This is a genomic window from Cupriavidus sp. HY129, from assembly GCF_059492215.1.
Genome location: NZ_CP083255.1, coordinates 2,145,356 through 2,170,428 on the forward strand (window position 1 = coordinate 2,145,356; position 25,073 = coordinate 2,170,428).

Below are 25,073 nucleotides of genomic sequence, written 5' to 3' on the forward strand. Positions count from 1 at the left end.
AATGAAAACGTTCCACAGTTGGACGCCGATTTCCTTGCTGGGTAAATTAATACCACACGGAAAACGATTCCACATCTGGAACTACAACGGAGACAACATGACCGCGACACGCCCGATCCATCCGGAAGTGCAATGTTTTGACGAGGCGCTGGGACAAACCCCGCCCGCTGGCGGCCGATTGGCGGGGCGTCGCATTCTCGTCGTCGGGGCCGGACAGCGCGTCATCGATGATCCGGACCCGCCCGTCGGCAACGGCCGCGCGATCTCGCTGCTGTTTGCGCGTGAAGGCGCCACGCTGACCTGCGTCGATATTTCCGAACCCGCCGTGGCGGAGACCTGCAGGCAGGCGAAGGACCTGGGCGCGACCGTCTTTGCCGAGGTGGCCGATGTCGAACGCGCCGAGACCATCGCGCCGCTAGTCGAGCGCGCGGCTCGTCAGATGGGAGGCCTCGACGGCCTGGTCATGGTGGTGGGCATCTCCAGCGCCTTGCCGATCGATAAGCAGGACGCCAACACGTGGGACCGCGAGTACGCCGTCAACGTGCGCAGCAACATGCTGTTCGCGCAGCAGGCCATGCGCCATATGGATCCGGGCAGTTCCATCGTGCTGATGTCCTCGCTGGCTGCCTTGCGCAACAGCAGCGGCAACCCGGCCTATGAGTCGTCGAAGGCCGCCCAGGTGGCGCTGGCGCGTTCCATTGCGATGGCCGGGCAGAAGCAGGGCATCCGCTGCAACAGCCTGTTGCCAGGACTCATGGACACGCCGATGGGCCGTGCCGCCACCGCGCGACGGCCCGCGCGCGTCGGTGGGGCGCTGCCGTTCGGCCGGCAGGGCACCGGCTGGGAGGTGGCGTATGCGTGCCTGTTCCTGATGTCGCACGAATCGTCGTACGTCAACGCGCACGCGTTGCAGGTGGATGGCGGACTGGCCGCCGGTGTGGCCCTGACGGCCTGAGGAGCGCTGCATGGATGCATCCCTTGTTCGCGCCCGGCCGCGCCGGTTACGCCCATTACTCCCGTCATGCCGGTGGCCTGCCCTGTTGCCGACTGCCTTGTCCATCGCGACGGTATGCCTGGCAGCTGTGACGCCCGTGCCGGGCCATGCGGCTTCGGACTATCCGAACCGGCCCATCAAGCTGGTGCTCGGCTTTCCGCCCGGTGGCAGTACCGATGTGGGCGCCCGGCGGGTGGCTGACCAACTCGGCAAACGGCTCGGCCAGCCGGTGGTGGTGGAGAATCGTCCTGGCGCGTCGGGCAATATCGCGGCCGCCTATGTCGCCAAGACGCCGCCGGATGGCTACACGCTGTTCTATGGCACCAATACCACGCACGCGATGAACGTCAGCCTGTATCCGAAACTGGGCTACGACCCGGTGAAGGATTTCGTTCCGATCGTGCTGATGGGCAAGGTCTGGAATGTGCTGAGCGTGAATCCGTCGTACAAGGCCACCTCGCTGGCCGAGTTGATCGCGATGGCCAAGGCCGCGCCGGGAAAGATCGACGTCGCGACACCGGGAAACTCGACCAGTCCGCATATGTCGCTTGTGCTGTTGGAGTCCAGAGCGGGCATCAAGATCACGCATGTGCCGTACAAGGGCAGCGCCGCGGCGCTGAACGACGTGATGGGCGGCCAGACGTCCGTGCTCTTCGACAACCTGCCGGCCTCGCTGCCGTATATCAAGGCAGGCAAGCTGCGCGCGCTGGCGGTTTCGTCGCCCAAACGGCTGTCCGTCCTGCCTGACGTTCCGACCTTCGACGAACTCGGCATCAAGGGGTACGAAGTTGCAGGGTGGGGCGCGCTGTGGGCGCCGGCCGGGACACCGCAGGCCATCGTGGACCGGCTCAATCGCGAGACCAATGCAGTCCTGAAGGATCCCACCATGATCGCGCAAATGGAGGCGCTGGCATCTGACCCTCAGGGCGGTACAGCGAAGTCGCTGGCAGCCTTTGCCGCAACCGAAACGCAGCGCTGGGGCGAGGTCATCCGCTCCGCCGGACTCAAACTCGACTAGACAACGCAGGAGACAATCATGGCAAGACTTCCATACTTCGATCTGGAACAGGCATCGCCGACGTACAAGAAGATGATCGGCGCGCGTCCGCCGCTGAACCTCTACCGGATGCTGCCCCATGGCGGCGCCGTGGGGGAGGGATTCCTGGCGCTCGGTGGCGCGATCCTGCGCGAATCGGAACTGGACCCAACCTTGCGCGAGCTGGTGATCCTGCGCGTTGGAGCGCTATCGGGGGCATCCTATGAAATCCATCAGCATCGGCGCGTCGCCCGAAAGGCAGGGGTGCCGGAGAACAAGATCGAAAGCGTGCTCGACCATGGCGCCGCCGAGCCGGACCCAAAGGTGTTCACCGACCTCGAAATCCGGCTGATCCGCTTCACTGATGCGGTCGCCCGGGACGTCAAGGCGCCGGCCCCGCTGTACGAAGCCGTCGCATCGGTGCTATCCAACAAGCAGCTGATCGAGGTGCTGATGACAATCGGCTTTTACATGCTGGTCAGCCGCTTCCTGGAGAACCTCGAAATCGATATCGAGAATCCACCTGTGGTCTGACGGCCGACGCCCAGCAGCGTGTTTTCCACGGGAGGGCCCGGGGACGCGGTTGTGCCAAGGCAACGAGGTCTGTACGATGCCGGCACCGTGGCTGGCACGGCGGAGAAAGCACGCTCGCCGCCCGGCCCGACTTCGGACCACCCACGCCCGCGGGGCGGGCGCCTCAGGAAAACACATGCAAAAAACCCGGGTTCTGCTGATTGCCGCCTTGGCGGCCCCTTTGCTTGCGGCCTGCGCGGGCGGCGGTAACACCCCCGACTACATCCAGTCGCAGGAACCCAAGCGCATTCACTCGAATGCCAGCGTAGGCGACCTGGTCCAGTGCCTGAAGAGCAAGCTGCAGGAAGAAGCGACCATCGTCCCCTATGCGGAACCGGGCAAGGTCGATATCCGCATCGGCCACGCGTCCGCCTCCGAGATGCGTTACTTCTACCTGATCTACCTCCGGGCCGCCGCCCAGGGATCCGACGTGGAAATCCGCAGCGCGGGCGAGTGGCACCCGATCCTGCGACAAGGCCGCATCGAAGGCATCGTGGAAGACTGCAAGCCCGGCACCGCCAGCGCGCGCGGATAATCCCAGGCCATCGGCCAACTCACCATGTCGTACCGATTCGCGCGGGCGTTACGTAACACGTAACACCGGCGCGACGGCGACGTTCGCCACCAACGACCTTGCACCGGCCGTCTGAAACGCCCGTAAGTCATTGAAACGATTGATTTTCAAGGTGTTCGACCGAGCGAATCCAACGAGGGCGCATTGAGCCGTGCCAGGGCTGGCACGCGGGTTGCGAATATGGAAGCGTCAAGGCTCACGCCAAGGCTCAAGCAGTGGAGCCCCAGGCAGATCCCCGACCTACCACCCCAGGCTGATACCTGCACAGCCTGGGGTCTTTTTTTGTAGCGGAGGGGGGGCTGGGTTTGGCCGGGAATGGACGTCGAGAGAGCCCTCGTGGGCTTCCGTTCAGCCGCCGGAATCAGAGCCCCAAGTTTCACCAACCATCAAGGTTCGTCCTGGCCTCATGCCTATACGTTAGGCCGACTGCGCATTCGCCCCCCAGTGCGCTGCCAGCTTCGGCGACCGGGATGTTTTATATAAGTACCAAATTTACGGGATTGACGGTGTGAGAGGCCGTTGCTAGATTCACGCCAACGTCGCTTGGTGCAGATTTCGGCACATGCCGTGCATAAGTGATCCGAAAAAAACAAAACAAACAATAAGGGTAAGGTCACATGTCTCACGGTCTCCACGCCGGGGTGCGCTCTCGCACGGCCGGTCTGCTCTCGCTCGTCCTTGCGGCGTGCTTCCTCTCCGCCTGCGGTAGCGATGACACACAATCCGCACCTGCTGCGCAGACACTCAGCAGCCGACTGATTGTAGATAGCGGCACTGCGGCACCCACACAGGGCGGCACGCTCACACTCAAGGCCACGCTGCTGGGCAACGATGGTTTGGAGGTCAAAGGCGCAAAGTTCGCTTGGTCGTCATCGAACGAAGCCGTCGCAACAGTGGTATCGGCCTCTGATCTGGCTCCTGCTGCCGCCAGCATGATGCAGCCGGTTGGCATCTTTGCGACTGTGCGCCTGCTGGCTCCGGGTGAGGCCACTATCACTGCGACGGCGACGCTGCCCGATGGCAGCCAGGCCACCAGCAGCACGCATTTGACAGTGCAGCCTACGATGGCGAAGACCTACGCGCTGTCATTGTCGCCGTCCACGATGACGGTCAACGCCGGCGCCGCGCCGCAAGTGGTCTCGGCGGTGGTGCAACGTTCGGACGGTGTTGATGGGGCCGCGGACCTGAAAGACTGGTCGTGGACGATCGACAACACCACGTTTGCCGTAACGCCGGCGTCGGACAGCCATTCAGCGCAAGTCTCGACCACGGGCACGCTCGCAGCGACGGGGCAGCTCTCCGCGTGCGCCAGCACGCCAGCGGGCGACCGCCTGTGCGCCAATGCGGCGCTCGCGCGTTCGTTGGTGCCACTCCCGTCAATTGCGTTCTCGGCATCGTCGCTGATCGTGAAGGCGGGGCTCACCGGCACCGTGTCAGCAACGCTCACTGACGCACTCGGCGCCAATATGGCTGGCCAGGCAACGCTGGGATGGTCGATCCAGCAGAGCGGCACGGCGGCTTCGATCGTTGGCGCGGCTAACGGTGCCAGCGTGACGATCGGCATGGATGCTTCGCAGACGAACGTTTATGCCGCGACGCTGATGGTCACGGCAACGTACCCAGATGGCCGCTCGAACAGCAGCACGCTACCACTGTGGGCGCCGGGCGCCTGGACACGCCTGCCGGATGCACCGATCCCCAACCCTTCGATCATCCGCCTTGCGATCGACCGCGCGTGGGTGTGGCGCCTGACCGCGGACGGCAGGCAGCCGGCACGCCTGGAGCGCTTTGGTGCCAACGTCAGCACGCCGAGCGAGCCCACCTCTGCGTTGCCGGCCACGGCGCAGGGAGTCTGGGTCGCTGAATCGGCAAATCCGGCGTATTCGGCGGTGATGGTGCAACTCGATGCGGATAGCGCCAACGTGCCGTTCGCGAGCTTCGATGCGGCGCTTGCCGGAGCTCGCTCGGACTCGTCGCTGCAAGGCTGCGCTTCACCCGGTGGACGTGCTTTCACGATGACAAGCGATGGCACGAGTATCGTTTCGACGGGCTGGTGCGCCAATTCGTGGCAGTGGTGGTTGCAACGGGTGGGTGATCCAGTGGCGGTGTTCAACTCGTACATATTGAATTCGCCCGTTCTCGACGCACGTCCATTCCCGAATGGGGACGGAGGCACGGCGATTCACAATAATGGCATTAACGAAGTCTTGTATCCGGATAATTCTTCCGTAGGGTGGTTGGTTGAGACAAGCGCCACGCTTAGCCTTGGGGCGGTTGGCGCAGATGCGGCGGATCAGTATGGGCGAGCCTATGGCTACGCAGACAGCCTCGGCATCGTAAGCAGACCTACGGTGGGCGCTAGCTACGTAAGCCTGTGGGGCTTGGTACCACCCTTGGCCAAACTGAGCGCCATTCCGCATTTCCTGGTGGGGATGTCAGCGTCTTCATTAGGTCTCTTCAATTTGGATACCAAGGCAATCACGACGCTTGCGTTGCCGATTGGCGGGACGGCGACGGACTTTGTCAGCGCGCTCGATACGAACGGCAAGGTGCGTATCGCCGCCAAGCTCGCCGACGGCTCGGTGTGGCTCTACCGGCAGCCTTGACGTCGGGACTTGCGCCGGCAGCGCCATCGCGCTGTACGGCAGTCGTGGTGATTTTGGGAAGATCAACGCCTCGCGGCGCCGCGACTGCCCGCCGACACCGGCGGGTTCGATAGCTCTCGCACAGAGCGTAGTCGTTGCTATCTCCTACGGACTTGATCTTGCATCCGGGGCCAATCTTGGCTGGAAAGAGAAGGACTGTACGGAGCGCTGTCCGCCGCCGACAGGTCCTTTGTCGAGGAGGCTCGCTCTGCGGGCGGCTCGACCTTTCAAGCGCAAGTTGAGGCGCCAGGGATCTTTGCTTGGGCGCCAGCGCATGTGGCGACGCATCAATTCGACCAAGCGCTTCCGCCCAACTTGGTAGGGATTTATTCCAACCTCGGCAACGAGGAGTCATCTCCGCGGTTCATCACTGGTTGCCGCTTGCGGTCTAGGAGCGAATTGATCTCGATAATCGACGGACCACTAAGAGGCGAACAGCGACGACCGTTGACCCATGCCATCGTTGGCCTCCCAGCTGCCGTCAGGAACTGGTCGCTACCAACTTAGTTCAACACCGAAAGACACCCAGAGCCATAAATCGCAATCAAATCATGCCGTAATAGGATGCTGTGCACCTTTGCACCGATTCCTATATCAACACAAGACGCGAGATGCATTACAACTTCAAAAAGCCGGCCGCTTGCCTTTTTCTGTCCGCTGTCGCACTTGGTGGACTCTTCGCCTGCGGAGATGGCAAGCCATCTGAATCCGACGCAAAGAAGGCTGTCGCAGCCAAATTTGATGGCTGCAAGTACATCAGCCTGTCGGATTTCAAGCAGATCGGTGATGCCGCCCAAGGTAACAACGCTAACCTCTACTTCGTTCAGGCGACGTACCAACTCAGCTTGAGGCTGGACAATGAGCAGAGCGATCGTTTGAAGGACTCAAATCAGATGATCAACGTGAGGAACGACATCAAGCGTGACTGCCCACAGGTTCCGGATGACAAGATCTACACCCTGGTGACCAAGGGAGTGGATGGTGGTGGGAAGAATGCGGTGACGTTCGATCACCAGAACATGTGGCTCGTCAAAACGGACAACGGGTGGCAATTGAGAGATGGTCTCTGAGGCAAGCCTTCGGGAGACTTTCACTAGATCGAGGAGGATTCCACGCAAGACCGGGGTCCACCAGTTTCCACGATCATCATGAACAGCGTTTTCTGGGAATGCCCGGAATCGGCAAGCAAGGCAACCATTTGACCGTTACCGCAGCTGGCAGGGTGGCCGTCGTATGGTCCGCCAATCAGGAAGAGGGGTCGTGCCTTGCCTTCCGCCATCCAGCCGACCCAAGGCTTGTCAGGCTCGCTGAACTTCAGTTTGTGCCCGAGATCGCCCATGATCACCGAATAGAATTTGAAAGCCCGGGCAAAATCGTTAACGCCGACAAAAACGTGCGAAATCATCTGGTTCTTCCCCGAAGCAGGCATTAGCGCTGTCTGACGATAGCATGGCAGCAGCGCGTATTGCGCCTGCGGCGGGCTCCGCTCCTATCCAAAGCGAACGCAATAAATCGGTGGTAAATGGGCTGAAATCAAATGCCAGTTTTCGCCGCCGTTGTCGGATGCCCAAAGCGCGCCGGTGGTTGACCCCATCGCCAGGCGCGTGCCGGAGTCATCGACGGCGAGCCCGTGCCGATACACCAGGTCATAGGCCGGTGCGGTCGGCAAGCCAGCCGAGAAACGCTCGAACGTGCGCCCGCCATCGCGCGTGCGCGTGACGACGAACTGGCCGTCCACCGGGATCCGGCATTGATCCTTGACGGCGGGCACGAACCACGCGGTGTCCGGGTCGCGCGGATGCACGGCAACGGCGAAGCCGAAGCTCGATGGCTGCGCTTCAATCCGATGCCAGCGCATTGCCCCATCGGTCGAGCGGAAGATGGCGCAATGATGCTGTGTCCACAGCACGTCCGGGTTGGCCGCGCATTGCACGACGCGGTGCGGGTCCTGCGTGTTGGCGTCGCCGCGCTGTTCCGGTGGCATGTAGTCGGCCTCCATGCCATCGGCAGTCAATTGCCAGGTCGCGCCTCCGTCGCTGGTTTGCCAGACGCCGCCGCACGACACACCGATCGTCACGTGCCGGCTGTCGCGCGGGTCCACCATCACGGAATGGATGCCCGGCGCATCGTAGCCGCCTCCAAACCATCCGCGACGCTCCGGACGATCCCATAGCGCGCGGTTGAGTACCCATGTGTCGCCGCCATCGTCGGAGCGGAAGAGCCCGCCGGGAATCGTGCCGGCCCACAAGACGCCCGGCTCGTCCCCGCCGCCTGTCTCGAGCGACCAGATTTGCTGAAGCGACCACGGAGGAGAGGGTGGGCTGGGGGCGGTCGCGCTTGCATCGTTCGCGCCACTAGCGGTTTGCTCGTCGGCTGGCTGTGGCGGGTAGACAGGCACCGCGCATTCTTCCCACTCGTCCATGCCAGCGCGCCGGCGATGCAGTTTCACGCCGAAATGGCCGAGATTGAGCGCCGCATACAGCGATCCGTCTCGCCGGTCAGCCAGCACCATGTTCACGGGCTCACCGATGAAGTGGGGCTCGCCGAGCGTCCAGCCGCCTTTGCCGTCGGCCTGCAACACAAACAATCCCTTGCGAGTTGCAACAAGCAACCTGTCGCTCATGTCTAGTGCCTCCTCGCGTGTCAGTGGATTCCCGCTATCCGCCCGACAGCGCTTGTATGACGTGCACCTGGCTTTTCTCGCCGAGCGCATCGGACAGATGTTGCCGATCGAGCACCCGCCGGCCGTCCACAAACACGGCAAGATGCCTTCGCAGCGCCCCCTGATCGTCGAGGATATAGCCGCGCAGTTGGGGACGATCCGCGAAGACAGCCTCGAGCGCTTCGCCAAGCGTGCGCGCGTCGACCTCGCGCTCAGGTGTTGGAATATGGCGCTGAATCGAAGCGGCGAAGAAAATGTGCGCCATAACGGGGCTGCGCTGGAGCGGGGCCTGGGTGGTGGTTTTGTAGTTTAGGCGATCCGGAATGGGCGTTGAGGCATCTCGAAATGCCGCTGACACGCCAGCCGCAGCGGCGCGGTGACGATGGATTTGGACCTGAACGCTCGCCGCTCGATGCCCAACCCGGACCACCTTATGGCCTCCATTTGCTTGTGCGTGCACAGCACTCCAGCACGCCGCCATACGCTAGACTCCCGACACCGCCCCACTGACAATTCGCCCCCCGGAGACCCCATGCCCCCCTGGTTCGCCAAGCTCGCCGGCACACTCGGTTGCGCCCTGATGCTTCTGACCGGCCCAGCCGGAGCCGCAGGCGCAGCCGACCCCGCCACACTGACCATCGTGTCCGGCCCTCAGGAGCGAAGCTGGACGCGCCAGGAACTGCTCAAGGATCGCCGTCTTGTGTCGGTGACCGTGGAAGATGACAACCTCAAGCGGCGCCTGACCTTCAAGGCCATCCCGCTGGCGGCGCTGTTGCACGGCTTGCCGGTTGCCGCCGATGCCACGGCCACGACCGCAGCCAGCGACGGATATATTTCCCACCTGCCGGTGCGGCTGCTGGTTGCCGAAGGCGCAGATGCGCCGCGTGCGTGGCTGGCCGTGGAAAATCCGGCTGCGCCGTGGCCGAAGCTCAAAGGGCAGGATATCGGGCCGTTCCGGCTGATCTGGACCGTGCCAAAGGGGCACGCCCATAACAAGATCAGCGAGAGCAGCGAGATCAACGAAAGTCTCTGGACCTACAGCATCGTCCGGATCGACGTGACCGTATCGCCGGGCGAGCGCTTTGCCGCCATCCGGCCCGCTGCGGACCTGCCAGCCGACAGCCCGGTCGTGCGTGGCTTCGCCACCTTCCAGCGCGTCTGTTTTTCCTGCCACTCGATGAACCGGATGGGCGACGCCACGCTGGGTCCGGACCTGAACGTGCCGAACAGCGCCGTGGAATACCTGGGCGACGAAAAGTTAAGCGCGCTGATCCGCGATCCGCAATCGCTGCGCTGGTGGCCGGGCTCGCGCATGTCGTCGATCGACCAGAGAACCCTGTCCGATGCCGATCTGAAGGACCTGCTGGCCTATCTGCATCACATGGCCGGGCGAAAGGCGCCATGAGGAAGGAAAGAAGAGGGGCCTGACTTGCCGGGCGCATGGGGCTACCATGCGTCAGATACGCACCCGCGGGAAAAAACAACAAAGGGAATCGTGACCACGACCGATTCGACGCACCCGATCGACAGCGCGCGCGACGGCAGCCGGCTGCGCGACTTGATTGCCGGCTGTTCGATAGCCGGTCTGCTGCTACCTGAAGCGGTGGCGTACGCGGGCATCGCCAATTTGCCACCGCAGGCCGGCCTGATCGGCCTGCTGGTGGGCCTGGTGGTCTACGGCCTGGCAGGCACCAGCCGGTTCGCGGTGGTTTCGGCCACGTCCTCCTCCGCCGCGGTGCTAGCTGCCATCACGCTTTCCATGTCCGGCGCGGACCCTGCGCAGCGGCTGTTGCTGGCGGCGGGGCTGGTGATCCTGAGCGGCGTCTTCCTGATGCTGGCCGGGCTGGCCAAGCTGGGCGGCATCACCGAATTCATTGCCAAGCCGGTGCTGCGCGGATTTACGTTCGGCCTGGCCATCACCATCATCCTCAAGCAACTGGCCAGCGTGGTGGGCGTCCATCCCGCGCACAACGATCTGCCGCGCTTCACCTACGAAATGCTGGGGCAGCTCTCGGCGTGGAACGTGAATGCGCTCATCGTCGCGCTGGTTGCGCTGGCGTTGCTGTTCGGCATGTCACGCTGGAAGAACGTCCCCGGCCCGCTGGTGGTGATCGTGCTCGGCATTGCCGCCTCGCATGGGGTGGACCTGCATCACTTCGGGATCGGGCAGGTCGGCACGATCGATCTGGCGGATCTGTCGTTCTCGATTCCCGACCTGTCGCGCAGCCAGTGGCTCAGGCTCGGCGAACTGGCCTTCGCGCTGGTGCTGATCCTCTACGCGGAATCCTACAGTTCGATCCGGAGTTTCGCGCTGAAGCACGGCGACAGCACGTCTGCGGACCGCGACCTGCTCGCGCTCGGCTTCGCGAACCTCGGCTCCGGGCTGTTGCATGGTATGCCGGTGGGTGCCGGTTACTCGGCCACTTCGGCCAACGAAGCGGCCGGGGCGACGTCCCGGCTGGCGGGATGGTGCGCGGCTGTGGTTGTCGCCGTGATCGTCGCGGTGTTGCTGCCGCAACTGGCGTTGACCCCGGAACCGGTGCTGGCCGCCATCGTGGCCTACGCAGTCAGCCACACGCTGCGGCTGAGCGTGTTCCGGCCCTATTGGTCCTGGCAGCGCGACCGCGTGCTGGTGGTGGCTGCGTGCGTGGCAGTGCTGCTGCTTGGCGTGCTGGATGGCCTGCTGGCCGGCATCGGGGTAAGCCTGCTGCTCACGCTCCGCAATTTTTCCGAACCTCGGGTCAGCCAGTTGGGCCGCCTGGGCACGAGCCACAACTACGTGGATGTCTCCAAGCATCCCGAAGCCACGATTCCTCCCGGCTTGCTGATCGCGCGGCCCGAAGCGCCGCTGTTCTTCGCCAATGTGGAACGCATTCTGCTGCGCGTGCGGCACCTGGCCGAGGCGGAGCAGGGCGCGGTGCACACGGTGATCATCAGCCTGGAGGAAACGCCTGACCTGGATGGTTCGACGATCGAGGCCTTGCGCACGTTTGCCGCGGGGGTAGCCAGCCGTGGCCGCCGACTGTTGCTGGTCCGCCTGAAGCCGCCCGCGCTGGACGTATTGACGCGCTCGGCCGACGATACGCTGCCGCTCGGCGCCCTGCATGAACTCAGCGTGGACGAGGCGGTGCAGTCGCTGGCCCTGGAAACTATCGGCACCGATACGCCGGCAACGTGAACGCCGCGACGATCCGACGATCAGGCCATGATGTGTCGTAGCTGAGCCCACCACCGCAGCAAGGAGTGCATGATCCGCTCGAAATCCTGCGCAATGGGCTGAATCAGCGATCTGAGCGCCTGGCCAAGATCCTCGCCCTCGCGCTTCGGCTCGTGCTTCGGCTCACGGTTGCCACGTGTGGTCGATTCCGCCCGCAGCTCCGGCGCGGTGGCATTCGTGTTTTCACCGGGCATCAGGCCTGGCAGGAATTCGATGCCGGTACGTTTCACCAGTTCGTGATAGCTGATCGGCTTCGACGGACGAGCCTCGTTGGTGTTCGCGATCCAGTGCGCCCAGGCGCGATTCGTGGTGGGGTCGTAGACCAGCTTGAAGTAGTAGCTGGGCACCCAGACGCGGCCCGCGCCGATGGTTTGGGGGCGATCGGAGAATACGGGGCCAGAGATCACGTAGACATCGCCCTTGGCCCGCATGGCGTACTTGCGCGTAGCCGATTCGATCGAACTCCACGCCTCGCGGTTGTTCTTTGGCGCCTGTGGCGTCATGTTGGCCAGGCTGAACGATTGCGCCATGGCCTGCGCAGTGGGCTGATCGCCTGCCGGCGCCAGGTGGCCACGATCCCATCCGCTGCCGCGGTAGTCGTCCAGCTCGGCGCGTTCGGCTCGCGGTAATCGCGCGTCGGCGAAGAACTGGTTGGTCCGCTTTTCATCGCGGGCATCGACAAGCTGGGATCTCGATAATCGCTCTGCGACGTAGACCGGCGTCTTGCTGCGGCCCGAGTGCATGACCGCGAATGCGTCGTAGCAGAGCGGCCGTAACTTCAGGTCGGACGTGACGGTGACTCTCGGTGGCGCGCTGTGGGCAAAGAACTGGCGGCATTGGGAAAAGTCCGCCATACCTGCGGCGCCAGCAAGCACGGGCGCCATCCCCAGGATCAGGGAAATCACTAACTTCTTCATTGTTCTGGTGTCACGAGTGGGACCAGATTGACTGCGCAAGCGCCAATACGTTCACTCGAAAAAATCAAAATCCGACAGTCTTCGTTTCATTCCGGGCGGTGCGCGGACGCCGCGCCCGGGCGATTGGCATGGTCCGCCAAGTCATGGCGCGATGGGTCAAGCAGCAGGCATCGCGGTTGGCCACAATCATTTCCAGACGGCGCGCGGGTGTCTCCGGATTGCCCGCACCACGGCTTCTGGCGTGGCCGCCCTCAATCCACAACGCCCAAGGAATGAAATCATGCAAGTCAATCCCCTCACATGCTCGATCGGCGCCGAACTGGCGGGTGTGAGTATCGCCGATGTTGCGCGCGACGATACGCTCTTCGCTGAAATCAAGGCGCTCCTGCTCAAACACCGCGTGCTGTTTTTCCGCGACCAGGACATCTCGCGGGCCGACCACGTGGCGTTCGCCAAGCGCTTTGGCGATCTGGAAGATCACCCGGTCGCGAACTCGGTGCCCGAGCATCCGGGCCTGATCGAGATCTACAAGAGCGAGAAGCGGGATCACTTCGAGAACACGTACCACACCGATGCCTCGTGGCGCGCCTGTCCGCCCAAAGGTGCGGTGCTGCGCTGCATTTCCTGCCCCGATGTCGGTGGCGACACCATCTGGGTCAACATGGTAGAGGCCTACAAGCACCTGCCGGAGGACATCAAGGTAAAGATCGCCGGCCTGCGAGCCAAGCATGGCATCGAGCATTCCTTCGGCGCGATCATGACGACCGAAGAGCGCGAGGAGCTGGTGCGGAAGAACCCGCTGGTGGACCACCCCGTGGTGCGGACGCACCCCGAAACCGGCGAGAAGATCCTGTACGTCGGGCCGTTCTCGACGCACTTCATCAACTACCACACCCCGGAAAACGTGCGCTTCGGGCAGGACAAGACCCCCGGCGCGAGCCTGCTGCTCAACTACCTCATCAGCCAGGCGGCGATTCCCGAGTATCAGGTCCGCTTCCGCTGGAAGCCCAATAGCGTGGCGCTGTGGGACAACGTTTCCACACAGCACTATGCCGTGAGCGACTACTGGCCCGCGCCGCGCCGGATGGAGCGAGCCACGATCAAGGGCGATCGTCCGTTCTGATCCGCGCGCAACCGAGCCGAGCCGAACAGGGCAGGGACGGCCGCTTACGCGGGCTGGCCCGCCCTCCAGCGTGTCGGGGACACACCGAACTGCGCGGCAAACCAGCGCGAGAACGTGCTGACCTCGGAGAAACCGAGCAACGTCGCCACCTGCGACACCGGGTACCGCTGGTCTCCCAGGTAGCGGTTGGCCAGCCCGCGGCGCACCTCGCCGAGCAGCGTGGAGAACTCGATGCCTTCCTGCTCAAGCCGCCGCTGCAGCGTGCGCGAACTCATGCCGAGTTGCTGGCCGACCTGTTCGATGCCGCTGCGCCCACGCGGCAGCAGCAACTGAATAGCCCGGCGCACGTTGGACGCCGTGGACGCCTGCTTGCCGTGCGGACGCTCGTCGAGAAACTCCTTGGCATAGCGGGCCAGATTGACGTCGCCGAGCGGATTGGGCCGATCGAGGTCATGCCGGTCGATCGTAATGCCATCGAAGTCACAGCCGAACTCGACCCGCGTGCCGAACAGGCGCTGGTGCACATGCAGGCTCGCCGGCGCGGCATGAGAGAAATGAACGCTGCGCGGCTTCCAGTGACCACCGAGCATCGACTTCATCAGGCTCTGCAACGCGCCGACCGACAGTTCCACCGGCTGACGGCCAGGATTAGCAGGCTGCTGAAATACCGGCAGCGAACGTCAGCGCGACGACTTGCTGAATCGTTAATCTGAGGACTCCATACAATCCCACGTTCATGCGCGGCGCTGACACCTTCACCGAAAGTTTGTTCACCATGCGGCGGCTGGAAGATTTCGTGCCGAAGTCCCACCCCCTGCGCGCGATCCGCACCATGGCGAACCAGGCGCTGGCGAAGATGGATCGGCTGTTCGCGCAAATGTACGAGGCCGATATCAAGGGTGGCCGGCCCAGCATCGCGCCGGAGAAGTTGCTGCGGGCCATGCTGCTGCAGGTGCTCTACAGCGTCCGGTCGGAGCGCCAGCTCATGGAACAGACGCACTACAACTTGCTGTTTCGCTGGTTCATTGGCCTGGCGATGGATGATGTGGTCTGGGTGCCCAGCGTCTTCAGCAAGAACCGGGAACGGCTGATCAAGCACGATGCTGTGATCGACTTCTTCAACGAAGTGCTGGCCATCGCGCAGAAGAAGGACTGGCTGTCGGGCGAGCACTTCAGCGTCGACGGCACGTTGATTAAGGCGTGGGCTGGCCACAAGAGCTTTGTACGCAAGGATGGCGACGACCAAGACGATAACGACGGTGCTGACTTCAAGGGTGAAAAGCGCAGCAACGAGACGCACGAGTCCAAAACCGATCCCGATGCCAAGCTGTACCGCAAGGGCAAAACCGCCAGTGAACTGCGTTACATGGGTCATACCCTGAGCGACAACCGCCACGGCCTGGTGGTGAGCGCCATGGTGACCAATGCGGACGGACACGCCGAGCGCGAGGCCGCGAAGGTCATGCTCAACGATGCCAGGCAGGTGATTGAGGACCTGAATGTGGAAGTCACCGTGGGTGCGGACAAGGGCTACGACGCGCACGAGTTCATTCAAGCCTGCCTGGAGTTGAAGGTGACGCCGCACGTCGCACAAAACACCTCTGGCCGCCGCTCGGCCGTTCCCGACGCCATTGCAGGCACCAAGGGTTATGCCATCTCACAGCAGAAGCGCAAGCTGATTGAACAAGGCTTTGGATGGGCCAAGACCGTTGGGCGCATGCGCCAGGTGATGGTGCGCGGACTAAAGAAGGTCGATCAAATGTTTGTGCTGAGCATGGCCGCCTACAACCTCGTGCGCATGCGTTCGCTGGGACAAATCCGTCCGCAGTTGCAGTAATCGCGGCAATGAGGCCGGAAACGGTCGCCAAATCAACGAAAAAGTCGGTGAAGTGACGATCAGCTTCCGGATTGTGAAAAATAGCGAGCCCATCAGCCTTGCAGAGGGAAGCTTCGCTTTTATGCGGCTAGTACTTCAGCAGCCTGTTAGGCCGCTCGGTAATGACCTGCTGGTGGACGATGGCGATATCGTCGAATTCCTCCACATGGACCGCGACGGATTCGCTGAGCAGATGGCGGTAGGTCTCGAGCTGGCCCAGTGCGTGGCGCAGCGTGGGCTGATGCTGCAGTAGCAGACTGATCGGGCCGAAATCCGACATCCGCCAGGTTTCCGCCATCAGCAAGCCGATCGACGCCGATGCGCCCTGGCCGGTCTGCTCGCTGCTTTCCAGCATCCGGGCGAGCCACGGTTCCGGGACGTGCAGATCCGGCGAGAACATGCAGGCTCTGTCGCCACCGACATGCTGGATCAACCGATCGGCGTCGATGCCAACGGTGCGGGACACTTCGGAAAATTTGACGAGGAGGGCGCTGCGAATCAGAGTACTCATGGCATCACGGGGGCGGAGAAGCGGCAAGTGTTATCTGATGATTTGGGGAGCCGGACAAGAGGGGATTGCCCTGATCCGGCTCCAGCCCCTGTGCCGGGGCTTCACGCGGTCGATGCGGGAAACAGTGACCGGCTCAGGCCGCTCAGGCCGTCTTGCGCAGGAAGCCCTGGTTTCCGCCGTTGCGGTTGGGGGCAAAACCGTTGGCCTGCAGCGATTCCTCGACGGTATCGTAGAACTCGCCGATGCGGCTGATCTGGCGCGCCTGCTTGGCCGTGGCGATCTCGCGGCCAAATTCGCGCGAGATCCGCACGAGCTGCTCGATCTGCTTTACGGTGCTCATCTTCTCGGTGCGCGACTGGTTCCACAGGCAATCCTCGGTGCCGCAGCGCACGTGCAGGCCCATCGAAATGCCCATCATGTTGACCGGCAGCACGTTGCGCACGTTGCTCTCCACCGTCACCACCGCGCCATCAGGCACGGCACGGATGAAATTGGCCAGGCTGTAGACGCTCGGCGTGTCCATGCCACCGGCGATGGCCACCCAGTTCATGACCAGCGGCCCCTTGTAGAAGCCCCGGCGCATCAATCGCTCCACCGACTCGAAGCTGTTGAGGTTGTAGCACTGGAAGGCACTCTGGATGCCCTTGGCGGTCAGGCGGCGCACGTGTTCTTCCACCCAGCCCGGCTGCGCGGGCACCGTCATCTCCTTGTAGGCGTTGAAGATGGCGGCCCGCTCACGCGACGTGCCCTTGAAATCGGCGTCTTCGGCCTGGTCGGTGACGTTCATCTGCGACGTGTTCACCGTCACCGTGACCTGGTCCGGCGTGGGTTCGAGATCGGCCAGCATGTGACGGGTGTCGTCCGAGAGCCATTTTGCGGCCTGACCTTCGTCCTCTGGCGCGAACGAGATCGATCCGCCGACCTGGATGATCATCTCTGGCACTGCCTTGCGCACGCCCGCAATCAGCTCGTTGAACTTGGACAAGCGCTTGCTGCCCTTGCCGTCCAGTTCGCGCACGTGCAGATGCAGCACCGTGGCGCCCGCGTTGTAGCAATCCACCGCCTTCTGGATCTGCGCTTCCATGCTGACCGGGATCTCCTCGGGGAAGTCCTCGGGCAGCCAGCCCGGCGCGTAGGGCGCGGCGGTGATGATCAGGGGCGGCTGGTTCTCGGGGAAGAGGTGACCGTCGAGGAAGTTCATGGTGCGTCTCCAGGGTGTTGGTTTTGGTGGGGATGATTGCCGTGGTGGCTTTGCAAGCCTGCCCTTTGAGTATCTGGAGCATTCCCCGCCTGCGCTTGCTTATCTGGGACAGGCATTTGCTTTTATGGGACATGCGCAGGACATAGCCGGGACTGGCATGGCGGCAGGTTCCCGCCGGGTCGCCCCGACGTGCCGGTGGCGCGATCGGCATGACTCTGTCGCGCATTGCCAAGCACCCGGGGGAGTGACGCCACAGAATCCGTCCCAAGGCTGGCACGGGCTGCTCCGTGGCATCGAAGAATGCGATCCCGCCAACAACTCCACCCGACGTTTTCATCCATCCGGAGCGAGACATGCGTAACCCAGGCCCCCACCTGCATGCACCGAATCGTGCAGGCAAAACTCACGCCACCACCACGCCACCTGCAATCCGCCGCCGGCTAGTCATCGCGAGCGTCGCGATGGTGCTGGCGCCGATGCTCGCCTCCCATACAGCCCACGCGGCCCAGGCGGGAGAATGGCCTATCAAGCCCGTGCGCATCCTGGTAGGCGCGCCGCCCGGAGGCACGGCAGACATCCTGGCGCGCCTGTTCGCGCAGGAGCTGCAGAAGCCGCTCGGCCAGCCTGTCATCGTCGACTACAAGTCGGGCGCGGCCGGCACCATCGCCGTCCAGGGCATGCTGTCTTCGCCACGCGACGGCTACACGTTCCTGCTGATCCAGAAAGGTATTGCCGCCGAAGTACCGCAAGCCATCAAAGTGTCCTACGACCCGTTCAAGGACATCGTGCCGATTGCGCAGTTGTCGCGGCAGGGCCTGATCCTGGTCGGCAACCCGAGCCTACCCGCGAAGAATCTCGGCGAACTGGTCACGTACATCAAGGCCAACCCGGGCAAGGTCGACTACGCGAACTTCGGTATCGGCCTGCGCGGCCAGACCATCGGCGTGCAGTTCAATCGCCTGGCGGGGCTGCAGACGGGCACCGTGAGCTACAAGGGATCGCCGCCGGCGCTGCAGGACGTAATGGGCGGCCACGTGCCACTGATGTTCGATGCCCCCGCTACGTCTCTGCCGTTCATCCGGGCGGGCAAGCTGCGGGCCTTCGCGATTGCCTACCCACACCGGATCAGCACGTTGCCCGACGTGCCCACGTTCGCCGAACTGGGCTATCCCGACCTGCAGGAAGTCGGCTGGATGGGCCTCTGGTCTGCGCCGGGCGTGCCTGCGGCCGTGACGACAAAGCTCCGCGACGCCACGCTCAAGGCGCTGCAATCGCCCACGCTACGCAAGAAGATCGAGGAACTCGGCATGGAACCCGGCTCGCAGGCGTCGATGGAGGAGCTTGCCAGCGACGTGCGCGAATCGTATGAACGGCAGGGCAAGCTGCTGCATTCGATTCACTTCGTGCCGGAGTAAGACGGACGGCGCGAAGGGGCAGGGCGGCCCTTTCGCGCGCTGGCGTACGTCACGTACGTCAGGCGCGCGAAGGCGCCCGTCGGCCGGCTGCGGCAGCAAACTGCCCGGATCTCGCGGATTTCGCGGGCTGCGAGGATTGGGTCTTGCGCCAGTCGGTGGCACTGCACCCGAATACGGTCTGGAACCAGTGGCTGAAGCTGCTCTGTGCCGAGAAGCCTAGCAGGCCCGCCACTTCCCCCATCGGCAGATCGCTTTCCAGCAGGTGGCGCATGACCAGTTCGGACCGCACCTCGTGGAGCAGGGTCGAAAACGTCAGGCCTTCGGCGCTCAGGTAGCGGTGCAAGGTGCGGCGATCGACGCCCAGATGACGTGCCACCTGATCGGCGGTGCAGCGCCCGCCGGGAAGCAGCGCCTGGACCAGTTCGCGGCAGGAGTCGCGGATGCCGATCTCGCGGTGCCGGAGCGCCGCCTCCAGGTAATCGCGCGCGAAGCGTGCCACGCCGGGGTCATCGGGCATCCGTGACATGCTCAGATCGGCCGCCGCGCAGACCATGCCGTTGAACGGCTGGTTGAACATCGGGTTACGCCCGAAGAACGCACGGTATGGGGACAGATCGGCCGGCGGGCGGTGCATGAAGCAGACTTGCTGCGGGCGCCACCGGGGGCCAATCAGCTCGCGCAACATGCGGAAGGTCACGCCCATCGCCAGTTCCAGCGCCTGGCGAGACGACAGCCCGGGGGTGGGCAGCAGATCCTCGCGGATGATCACCGCGTCGCCAACGTCCTCCACGCGCGTGATCAGCGCGGCGCTAAGCAACTTCAGATAGCGGCAGAGCGTGTCCAGCGCCTCACGCGGCGTGGCGGCTTCCTTGAGCACCAGGCTGATTGGCCCGAGGTTGGAGAACGTGCGCCGCGCCGCCAGGCGCAATGCAAAGTCTTCCACGCCGGTGACCTGCGCGGTGACTTCGAGCAGCTCGCGCACGGCGGGACTCGGGATCAATGTCTCGGGATTCTCAAGCAGCCGGGCTGACAGCCCCACGCCCCGCAGGAACGCGCGCGGATCGTACCCGAGCGACTTCACCAGTTCGATGTAGCCGTTCAGGCTGGCGCTGCGGACGAGTCTGAATTGCTGGATGGAGGGGGCTGTCATTGTTTGCATCCTGACCAGACAGGAAGGCTCGGGCATCCTGCCGCCCGAGCCTCAATTTGAGCACACCTGAAGGCCGTGTTGGGTGGCGTGGCAAACGCCGGACGCCACCCCGTACGGCTACGGCACCAGCACCGTGGCGCCGCTGGTCTGGCGCGATTCCAGCGCCTGGTGGGCCAGCGCAGCCTCTGCCAGAGCGAACGTCTGGCGGGGCTCGTTGTGGATCTTGCCCGCCATGACCATGTCGAACACCTCCGCCGCCATCGCCAGCATGTGGGAGCGCGGCGTGGCGTAGTGGATCATGGCCGGGCGCGTGACCCAGAGCGAACCCTTGCGGGCGATCACCCGGCTGTCGATCTCGACCGGGCCCGAGGTCGTGCCATTGCTCACCAGCGTGCCGCGCACCTGCAAGCTGTCAAGCGACGCTTCGAGCGTGGATTTGCCGATGGAATCGAACACCACGGGCACACCCTTGCCATCGGTGAGCGCCTTCACGCGCTCGGCGATGTTCTCCCGCGAGGTGACGATGGTATGCGTGCAGCCATTGGCCTTGGCGATCTCGGCCTTTTCGTCGGAGCTGACGGTGCCGATCATCGTCACGCCAAGCGCGCGCGCCCACTGGCAGGCAATCAGACCCACGCCGCCGGCCGCGGCGTGATAGAGGATCGTCTCACCACCCTTGAGGGGATAGACCTGGCGGAACAGGTACTGCGCGGTCATGCCTTTCATCATCAGCGTGGCGGCCGCGCGGTCTGCAATGCCATCCGGCAGCGGAATCAGCACGTCGGCGGGCATCACGCGCACGTCCGAGTAAGCGCCCTGCGGCCCGAGCAGGTATCCGACGCGGTCTCCCACGCGAATATCGGTCACGCCGGGACCCACCGCCTCGACCACGCCCACGGCGTCGGAGCCCAGCCCGTTCGGCAGTTCCAGCGGGTAGTGCCCGGTACGGAAGTAGATGTCGATGAAGTTCACGGCGATATAGGTGTGCCGCACCCGCGCCTGACCGGGACCCGGGTCTCCGACTTCGACGTTCTCGAACTTCAGGACTTCGGGACCACCGGTCTCGTAGAAACGAACAGCCTTTGCCATCTTGATGTCTCCTGTGAATCGCCCACCGCGCGGGACCTTAGTGGCCCATTACCGGCACATTGCCGGTGCCATCGAGCCGGCGGTTTGAACGCGATTGTCCCGCCCTGGCGGGCCCGCTGCCTGACAATGCGCGACAGAATCGTGCAAAACGTGCCAGCGCCAGGTGTGGGACGAATGGTCAAGCGACTGCCCCCATCCATCAAATGGGCGCGCCCGCCACTTGGTAAAATCGGGAGCCCCATGTGGGCGAGGTGCCGAACCGGACCGCGCGCCCGCATGTTGTAGACGCAGAACCCCTCCCGGATCTTGCCGGGGTGCGGAAAAACCCAACGTACATGCCACCAGACACCATCTCCGTCGTGATCGCGGATGATCACCCGGCGATTCAGCTAGCCGTCAAATCCACCCTTAGCGAGATTCCGACCGTCCAGATTGCCGCGATGTGCGCATCCGGCGGAGAGCTTTTCGCGGCTGTGGAAGCACATCGGCCCGATCTCATTGTTACGGATTTCACAATGGGCCGTTCCGAGGGCAACGATGATGGCCTTCGCCTGATCCAGCGGCTGCGCCAGTCCGGCCCCGACACGCCGATTGTCGTCTTCACCATGCTGACCAACGGCGGCCTGCTCACGCGCATTCAGGAATCGGGCGTCGCGGGCATTGTGGGGAAGGATGAGGAACCGGTCATCCTGAGGCAGATCTGCATGGATGCGGTTGCCGGAAACGGGCTGCGCCTGTCGCCAGGTATCTCGGCGAGGATGGCAAGTGCCGGCGCAATGGCCGGCGGCGCCATCAGCCCACTTTCGCCCAAGGAAATCGAAGTGGTTCGGATGTTCGCCGCTGGCAGCCCACTGACCGAAATTGCCGGGTACCTCCATCGCACGCTGGCCACGGTGGCAACGCAGAAGCGTTCGGCCATGCGCAAGCTGAACATCACCAGTAACGCCGACCTCGTCACGTACGCGCGCGACAACGGCCTGACATGACACCGGACACCGTCGATCCGAATCCGAATCCGAACCCGATCCCGGACGCGGACGCGGACGCGGACCCGACCCGGCCTGCGCCGCCAGACCTCCGCGCCGTCAAACGCAATCTCCAGCGGGAACGCCGCGTATTCTCGATGGTGGTGCTGCTTCTGGGGCTGCTGGTCGTTGCCATCGCCTCGACAGCCGTGCTCGTGCGATTCAATGGCTCGCTGCGCGCCCAGGAGCAGATGACCCGCCTGTATGAGCAGGGCGTGGTCGATGCGGTGCTGGAGCGCCGGAGCACGCTGGCCGCGAGCAACCTGATTCTGGAACTGCGTGCCAACGGCACGCTTCCCGTTGCAACGGGAGGGCAAGCCGGTCTCTGCGCGAAGGTGGATGCGTCCGCGCCAACCGACGACGTGCTGCAGCAAAGCTGCGACCAGTCCGTCCGCGCATTGCTCGCCGCCAGCCAGCGGCCCTCGATCGAGATGATCTCGATCGGCAGCGGCGCCACGTATCGCTATGAAGCCCCCGATGCATCCGGCGCGGCATTGCAGACGGTGTTGCCACCGATGTCTCCGGGGGCCATCACGCAAACGGTCCTCACCAGTTTTCATGATCGCGATATCGACGTCCTGCAGGCGGCCCGCGAAAAGCGTGTCGAATGGTTCGGGGTACCCGGCAGTACACCTGGCGCCGATCCGGAGATGGTTGGCGCATCGCTGGTGGCGAAGGGTAGCCAGCTTTATGCGATCGCGCTCACCCGGATCCCGCTGCACGTGCTGCTGCGCGATGCCGGGCCCAACCTTCCGATTCCGGAACCGATCGTGTTCGACGGCGTCGGTGCGCCGCTGGTGCCGGCCGCTGCCCGGACCAACGCGCAACGGCTCGACGCCCGGCTGGAGTCGAAGGCGGACGGCATGTTCCACTGGGTCCCCGGCTACGGCTGGGCGCTGCGCCGGCCGCCGCTCGTATCCGACGTCGGCCACCTGATCTTCGCGCTCCCGATCGGGCATCAGCTTCAGGGCATGGCCGACGAACTGATGGTGATCGGCGCGATCGCCGGCGCGCTGCTCGCCTTGCTGTTCGCGATGTACCGCTACTGGAACTATCGCTTCCTGACCGGCACCTATGCCGAAGCAGCGCGCGCCCAGCGGCTTCTGCACCAAGCCCGCCTTGCCAGCGACGCCGCCGCCAGCGCCCGGGTGGCGTTCTTCGCATCGATGAGCCACGAGATACGGACACCGCTTGCCTCGCTGCTGGGCAACATGGAACTCGTTGCCAGAGGCCCACTGCCGCCGGATCAACGGACACGGGTCGGCGCCATGCAGGTATCGGCCGAAGGGCTGCTGCAGATCGTCAACGACGTGCTGGATTTTTCGCGAATCGATGTCGGCGAACTAAGCATCGAGCCGCAACCGATAGCCGTGACCGATCTGCTCTCCCGTATCGCCGTCGCCCATGCACCGCTGGCCGCCGGACGCGGCTTGCGCTTCATCACGGTGTACGGCCGGGACATCCCCGCGCGGCTCGACCTTGATCCCGTGCGTCTGACCCAGATCGTCAACAACCTGCTTGGCAATGCGTTCAAGTTCACGCAGGCCGGCAAGGTCGTCCTGCGCGCGCGCTGGGCAGATGGGGCATTGGAAATTATCGTCGCGGATACCGGCATCGGCATTCCGGACGAGTACAAGGACCGCCTGTTCCAGCCGTTCTCGCAGGTGGCTGACAATCGGCTCGCCCAGGCCCGTGGCACCGGGCTCGGACTGTCCATCTGCTCGCGGCTTGCGGAACGGATGGGTGGGCGTATTTCGCTCGACAGCATTCTGGGCGTGGGCACGCGTGTGACGGTTTGCGTGCCGCCACGCGTCGCCGACGCAGCGCCAATGGCACGGCCGGGCCTGCCGCCGAACCGCACGCTGGTGCTATCGCGCGAACCCGAATGCCTGGAGGGGATGCTCAACCAGATCGACTGGGGCACCTGCCAGCCATCGGCCAGGATGGATCTGGACCGCCCGGTCGACGCGGAGAGCTATGACTGCCTGCTGGTCGCCGACGGCTTCGATCCGGATCGGGTGCTGGCCTGGTGGCCAAGGCCGGCTTCGATCGTCTGGCTGAAGCAGTTGGGTCCGATGGTGGCCACCGCGCGGCCCGATGGCGGGCGTGAGGTATCCGCCTACAGTCTTGTCGGTATCCATGCGGCCGCGTGCGCGGTCATCACTGGCGTCCACCCGGCCGCGCCTGACGATGACGGGGGTGCGGCTCAATGGCTGTCGCCGCTGGCTGGCCGTCTGTTGCTGATTGCAGAGGACAATTTGCTGAACCGCGACCTGCTGCGGGACCAGCTTCTCGCGCTCGGCGCCAGGGTAATCGCCACCGGAGACGGTACCGAAGCCATGGCGGCGCTCGCGGAGCGTCGGGTGGATGCCGTGCTGACCGATATCGACATGCCCGGCATGAGCGGTTTCGATCTGTTGCGCGAGATACGGCAGGCCAGCATCGGCATTCCGGTCTATGCCGTCAGCGCAAGCGCGCGGCCAGAGGACGTTGCCGCCGGGCAGGCCAAGGGCTTCACGGGCTATCTGACCAAGCCTGTCTCGCTCGCCATGCTCGCCTCGGTTCTCGCAGGCGCCGAGTGGCCCCGCGATGACCAGGGCAACGAGGCGCCTAACGACGAGGGGCTCCCGGAATTGCCCCGGATCCCCGGGCCTCATGTCGAGGTCTTCCTCACACAGACCCAGGCTGATCTCGATGACTATGACGAAATCCTCGCGACGCAGGACCTGGCGGCGCTGGCGCGTCTGCTGCATCGGATCTCGGGAGGGCTGGCGGTGCTGGGTCGCTCGCAACTGGCCGAACTGTGCGAAGACCTGCGCGGCTACGTTGCCGATGCGCCTGGCTGGAACGAAGAAATCGCGCTTCAGTCCGAGTACCTCGCCACGCAGATCAGGCTGATCCGGCAGAGGCACCAGCGCTTGCCTACCGGCTGACCCCACCGGCTGACCCCATCGGCTGATCACTTTCTAATTTCTATGATTGTGACCCCGTCCCCGCGACGCCACTATTAAGGGGACGGGTGACGGCCTCCTCTTGCTGCCACCCGTCTTGGGTATTTCCCCAAG

21 protein-coding genes and 1 pseudogene are annotated in these 25,073 nt (G+C 64.0%); 13 read left to right on the forward strand and 9 right to left on the reverse strand.

The window, feature by feature from the left end; all coding sequences use genetic code 11:
• The first annotated feature begins 97 nt into the window (after nucleotides 1-97).
• From K6G35_RS25955 to K6G35_RS25980, 6 genes are all read left to right on the forward strand, one after another.
• Nucleotides 98-955: an SDR family NAD(P)-dependent oxidoreductase gene (locus K6G35_RS25955; RefSeq protein WP_495676558.1), complete on the forward strand. Its 858-nt coding sequence runs from the start codon at nucleotides 98-100 to the stop codon at nucleotides 953-955.
• Nucleotides 956-1,052: 97 nt separating this feature from the next.
• Entirely contained in the window at nucleotides 1,053-2,012 is a 960-nt protein-coding gene (locus tag K6G35_RS25960) for a Bug family tripartite tricarboxylate transporter substrate binding protein (protein ID WP_495676559.1), read from the forward strand.
• Between the two features lie 18 nt (nucleotides 2,013-2,030).
• Complete coding sequence (locus K6G35_RS25965; protein WP_495676560.1) at nucleotides 2,031-2,564, forward strand: carboxymuconolactone decarboxylase family protein; 534 nt, start codon at nucleotides 2,031-2,033, stop codon at nucleotides 2,562-2,564.
• A gap of 175 nt (nucleotides 2,565-2,739) precedes the next feature.
• Nucleotides 2,740-3,138, forward strand: coding sequence for a hypothetical protein (locus K6G35_RS25970; RefSeq protein ID WP_008646100.1), 399 nt, complete (start codon nucleotides 2,740-2,742; stop codon nucleotides 3,136-3,138).
• Between the two features lie 656 nt (nucleotides 3,139-3,794).
• On the forward strand, nucleotides 3,795-5,783 hold the full coding sequence (locus K6G35_RS25975; protein WP_495676561.1) for a hypothetical protein: 1,989 nt from the start codon (nucleotides 3,795-3,797) through the stop codon (nucleotides 5,781-5,783).
• Nucleotides 5,784-6,433: 650 nt separating this feature from the next.
• A complete protein-coding gene (locus tag K6G35_RS25980) occupies nucleotides 6,434-6,892 on the forward strand; it encodes a hypothetical protein (RefSeq protein WP_495676562.1) in 459 nt (152 codons plus the stop codon).
• Between the two features lie 23 nt (nucleotides 6,893-6,915).
• Here K6G35_RS25980 and K6G35_RS25985 read toward each other — a convergent pair whose 3' ends face one another.
• The 3 genes from K6G35_RS25985 to K6G35_RS25995 all read right to left on the reverse strand — a co-directional run bounded on the left by K6G35_RS25985 (nucleotide 6,916) and on the right by K6G35_RS25995 (nucleotide 8,749).
• The gene (locus K6G35_RS25985) at nucleotides 6,916-7,227 is read right to left on the reverse strand and encodes a VOC family protein (protein WP_495676563.1); all 312 of its coding nucleotides are present in this window, start codon (nucleotides 7,225-7,227) and stop codon (nucleotides 6,916-6,918) included.
• An 84-nt stretch (nucleotides 7,228-7,311) separates the two neighbouring features.
• Entirely contained in the window at nucleotides 7,312-8,445 is a 1,134-nt protein-coding gene (locus K6G35_RS25990) for a WD40/YVTN/BNR-like repeat-containing protein (RefSeq protein WP_495676564.1), read from the reverse strand.
• Nucleotides 8,446-8,479: 34 nt separating this feature from the next.
• Nucleotides 8,480-8,749 (reverse strand): MoaD/ThiS family protein, encoded by a 270-nt coding sequence (locus K6G35_RS25995; protein ID WP_008646108.1) that lies wholly within the window; start codon nucleotides 8,747-8,749, stop codon nucleotides 8,480-8,482.
• A gap of 267 nt (nucleotides 8,750-9,016) precedes the next feature.
• On the opposite strand from K6G35_RS25995, the gene K6G35_RS26000 reads away from it, so the two are divergent.
• Both K6G35_RS26000 and K6G35_RS26005 read left to right on the forward strand, forming a co-directional pair.
• Complete coding sequence (locus K6G35_RS26000) at nucleotides 9,017-9,889, forward strand: c-type cytochrome (protein WP_495676565.1); 873 nt, start codon at nucleotides 9,017-9,019, stop codon at nucleotides 9,887-9,889.
• 90 nt (nucleotides 9,890-9,979) lie between these two features.
• Nucleotides 9,980-11,662: a SulP family inorganic anion transporter gene (locus tag K6G35_RS26005; protein WP_495676566.1), complete on the forward strand. Its 1,683-nt coding sequence runs from the start codon at nucleotides 9,980-9,982 to the stop codon at nucleotides 11,660-11,662.
• Nucleotides 11,663-11,682: 20 nt separating this feature from the next.
• Here the strand turns inward: K6G35_RS26005 and K6G35_RS26010 are convergent, their stop codons facing one another.
• Nucleotides 11,683-12,618 (reverse strand): DNA/RNA non-specific endonuclease, encoded by a 936-nt coding sequence (locus K6G35_RS26010; protein WP_035883626.1) that lies wholly within the window; start codon nucleotides 12,616-12,618, stop codon nucleotides 11,683-11,685.
• A 280-nt stretch (nucleotides 12,619-12,898) separates the two neighbouring features.
• Between K6G35_RS26010 and K6G35_RS26015 the strand changes: the two genes are divergently transcribed.
• The gene (locus K6G35_RS26015) at nucleotides 12,899-13,741 is read left to right on the forward strand and encodes a TauD/TfdA dioxygenase family protein (protein WP_008646112.1); all 843 of its coding nucleotides are present in this window, start codon (nucleotides 12,899-12,901) and stop codon (nucleotides 13,739-13,741) included.
• 44 nt (nucleotides 13,742-13,785) lie between these two features.
• Here the strand turns inward: K6G35_RS26015 and K6G35_RS26020 are convergent.
• A pseudogene (locus tag K6G35_RS26020) lies at nucleotides 13,786-14,394 on the reverse strand (helix-turn-helix domain-containing protein); the annotation flags it as partial.
• 83 nt (nucleotides 14,395-14,477) lie between these two features.
• On the opposite strand from K6G35_RS26020, the gene K6G35_RS26025 reads away from it, so the two are divergent.
• On the forward strand, nucleotides 14,478-15,578 hold the full coding sequence (locus tag K6G35_RS26025; RefSeq protein WP_011515952.1) for an IS5-like element ISRme1 family transposase: 1,101 nt from the start codon (nucleotides 14,478-14,480) through the stop codon (nucleotides 15,576-15,578).
• Between the two features lie 127 nt (nucleotides 15,579-15,705).
• Here the strand turns inward: K6G35_RS26025 and K6G35_RS26030 are convergent, their stop codons facing one another.
• Nucleotides 15,706-16,128: an AraC family transcriptional regulator ligand-binding domain-containing protein gene (locus K6G35_RS26030; RefSeq protein WP_495676567.1), complete on the reverse strand. Its 423-nt coding sequence runs from the start codon at nucleotides 16,126-16,128 to the stop codon at nucleotides 15,706-15,708.
• 142 nt (nucleotides 16,129-16,270) lie between these two features.
• Complete coding sequence (locus K6G35_RS26035) at nucleotides 16,271-17,329, reverse strand: beta-keto acid cleavage family enzyme (protein WP_008646114.1); 1,059 nt, start codon at nucleotides 17,327-17,329, stop codon at nucleotides 16,271-16,273.
• A 461-nt stretch (nucleotides 17,330-17,790) separates the two neighbouring features.
• On the opposite strand from K6G35_RS26035, the gene K6G35_RS26040 reads away from it, so the two are divergent.
• On the forward strand, nucleotides 17,791-18,744 hold the full coding sequence (locus K6G35_RS26040; RefSeq protein ID WP_008646116.1) for a tripartite tricarboxylate transporter substrate binding protein: 954 nt from the start codon (nucleotides 17,791-17,793) through the stop codon (nucleotides 18,742-18,744).
• 58 nt (nucleotides 18,745-18,802) lie between these two features.
• On the opposite strand, the gene K6G35_RS26045 is transcribed toward K6G35_RS26040, so the two are convergent.
• Together K6G35_RS26045 and K6G35_RS26050 are read right to left on the reverse strand one after the other, a co-directional pair.
• Complete coding sequence (locus K6G35_RS26045; protein ID WP_186425215.1) at nucleotides 18,803-19,894, reverse strand: AraC family transcriptional regulator; 1,092 nt, start codon at nucleotides 19,892-19,894, stop codon at nucleotides 18,803-18,805.
• Between the two features lie 117 nt (nucleotides 19,895-20,011).
• Nucleotides 20,012-20,983: a quinone oxidoreductase family protein gene (locus K6G35_RS26050; protein WP_008646118.1), complete on the reverse strand. Its 972-nt coding sequence runs from the start codon at nucleotides 20,981-20,983 to the stop codon at nucleotides 20,012-20,014.
• A gap of 335 nt (nucleotides 20,984-21,318) precedes the next feature.
• Here K6G35_RS26050 and K6G35_RS26055 point away from each other — a divergent pair, with 335 nt between their 5' ends.
• Together K6G35_RS26055 and K6G35_RS26060 are read left to right on the forward strand one after the other, a co-directional pair.
• Nucleotides 21,319-21,969, forward strand: a complete 651-nt coding sequence (locus K6G35_RS26055; protein WP_495677134.1) for a response regulator — start codon at nucleotides 21,319-21,321, stop codon at nucleotides 21,967-21,969.
• Nucleotides 21,966-24,941: an ATP-binding protein gene (locus tag K6G35_RS26060; protein WP_495676568.1), complete on the forward strand. Its 2,976-nt coding sequence runs from the start codon at nucleotides 21,966-21,968 to the stop codon at nucleotides 24,939-24,941. The genes K6G35_RS26055 and K6G35_RS26060 overlap by 4 nt, the downstream gene beginning before the upstream one ends.
• Nucleotides 24,942-25,073: the final 132 nt, after the last annotated feature.

Coding starts and splice junctions, on each gene's coding strand:
- K6G35_RS26060 (WP_495676568.1), top strand. CDS start 21,966: ATGACACCGGACACCGTCGATCCGAATCCGAATCCGAACCCGATCCCG.
- K6G35_RS25965 (WP_495676560.1), top strand. CDS start 2,031: ATGGCAAGACTTCCATACTTCGATCTGGAACAGGCATCGCCGACGTAC.
- K6G35_RS26045 (WP_186425215.1), bottom strand. CDS start 19,894: ATGACAGCCCCCTCCATCCAGCAATTCAGACTCGTCCGCAGCGCCAGC.
- K6G35_RS26015 (WP_008646112.1), top strand. CDS start 12,899: ATGCAAGTCAATCCCCTCACATGCTCGATCGGCGCCGAACTGGCGGGT.
- K6G35_RS26010 (WP_035883626.1), bottom strand. CDS start 12,618: ATGAAGAAGTTAGTGATTTCCCTGATCCTGGGGATGGCGCCCGTGCTT.
- K6G35_RS25970 (WP_008646100.1), top strand. CDS start 2,740: ATGCAAAAAACCCGGGTTCTGCTGATTGCCGCCTTGGCGGCCCCTTTG.
- K6G35_RS25995 (WP_008646108.1), bottom strand. CDS start 8,749: ATGGCGCACATTTTCTTCGCCGCTTCGATTCAGCGCCATATTCCAACA.
- K6G35_RS25975 (WP_495676561.1), top strand. CDS start 3,795: ATGTCTCACGGTCTCCACGCCGGGGTGCGCTCTCGCACGGCCGGTCTG.
- K6G35_RS26055 (WP_495677134.1), top strand. CDS start 21,319: ATGCCACCAGACACCATCTCCGTCGTGATCGCGGATGATCACCCGGCG.
- K6G35_RS26035 (WP_008646114.1), bottom strand. CDS start 17,329: ATGAACTTCCTCGACGGTCACCTCTTCCCCGAGAACCAGCCGCCCCTG.
- K6G35_RS26025 (WP_011515952.1), top strand. CDS start 14,478: ATGCGCGGCGCTGACACCTTCACCGAAAGTTTGTTCACCATGCGGCGG.
- K6G35_RS26030 (WP_495676567.1), bottom strand. CDS start 16,128: ATGAGTACTCTGATTCGCAGCGCCCTCCTCGTCAAATTTTCCGAAGTG.
- K6G35_RS25985 (WP_495676563.1), bottom strand. CDS start 7,227: ATGATTTCGCACGTTTTTGTCGGCGTTAACGATTTTGCCCGGGCTTTC.
- K6G35_RS26000 (WP_495676565.1), top strand. CDS start 9,017: ATGCCCCCCTGGTTCGCCAAGCTCGCCGGCACACTCGGTTGCGCCCTG.
- K6G35_RS26050 (WP_008646118.1), bottom strand. CDS start 20,983: ATGGCAAAGGCTGTTCGTTTCTACGAGACCGGTGGTCCCGAAGTCCTG.
- K6G35_RS26040 (WP_008646116.1), top strand. CDS start 17,791: ATGGTGCTGGCGCCGATGCTCGCCTCCCATACAGCCCACGCGGCCCAG.
- K6G35_RS25990 (WP_495676564.1), bottom strand. CDS start 8,445: ATGAGCGACAGGTTGCTTGTTGCAACTCGCAAGGGATTGTTTGTGTTG.
- K6G35_RS25980 (WP_495676562.1), top strand. CDS start 6,434: ATGCATTACAACTTCAAAAAGCCGGCCGCTTGCCTTTTTCTGTCCGCT.
- K6G35_RS25955 (WP_495676558.1), top strand. CDS start 98: ATGACCGCGACACGCCCGATCCATCCGGAAGTGCAATGTTTTGACGAG.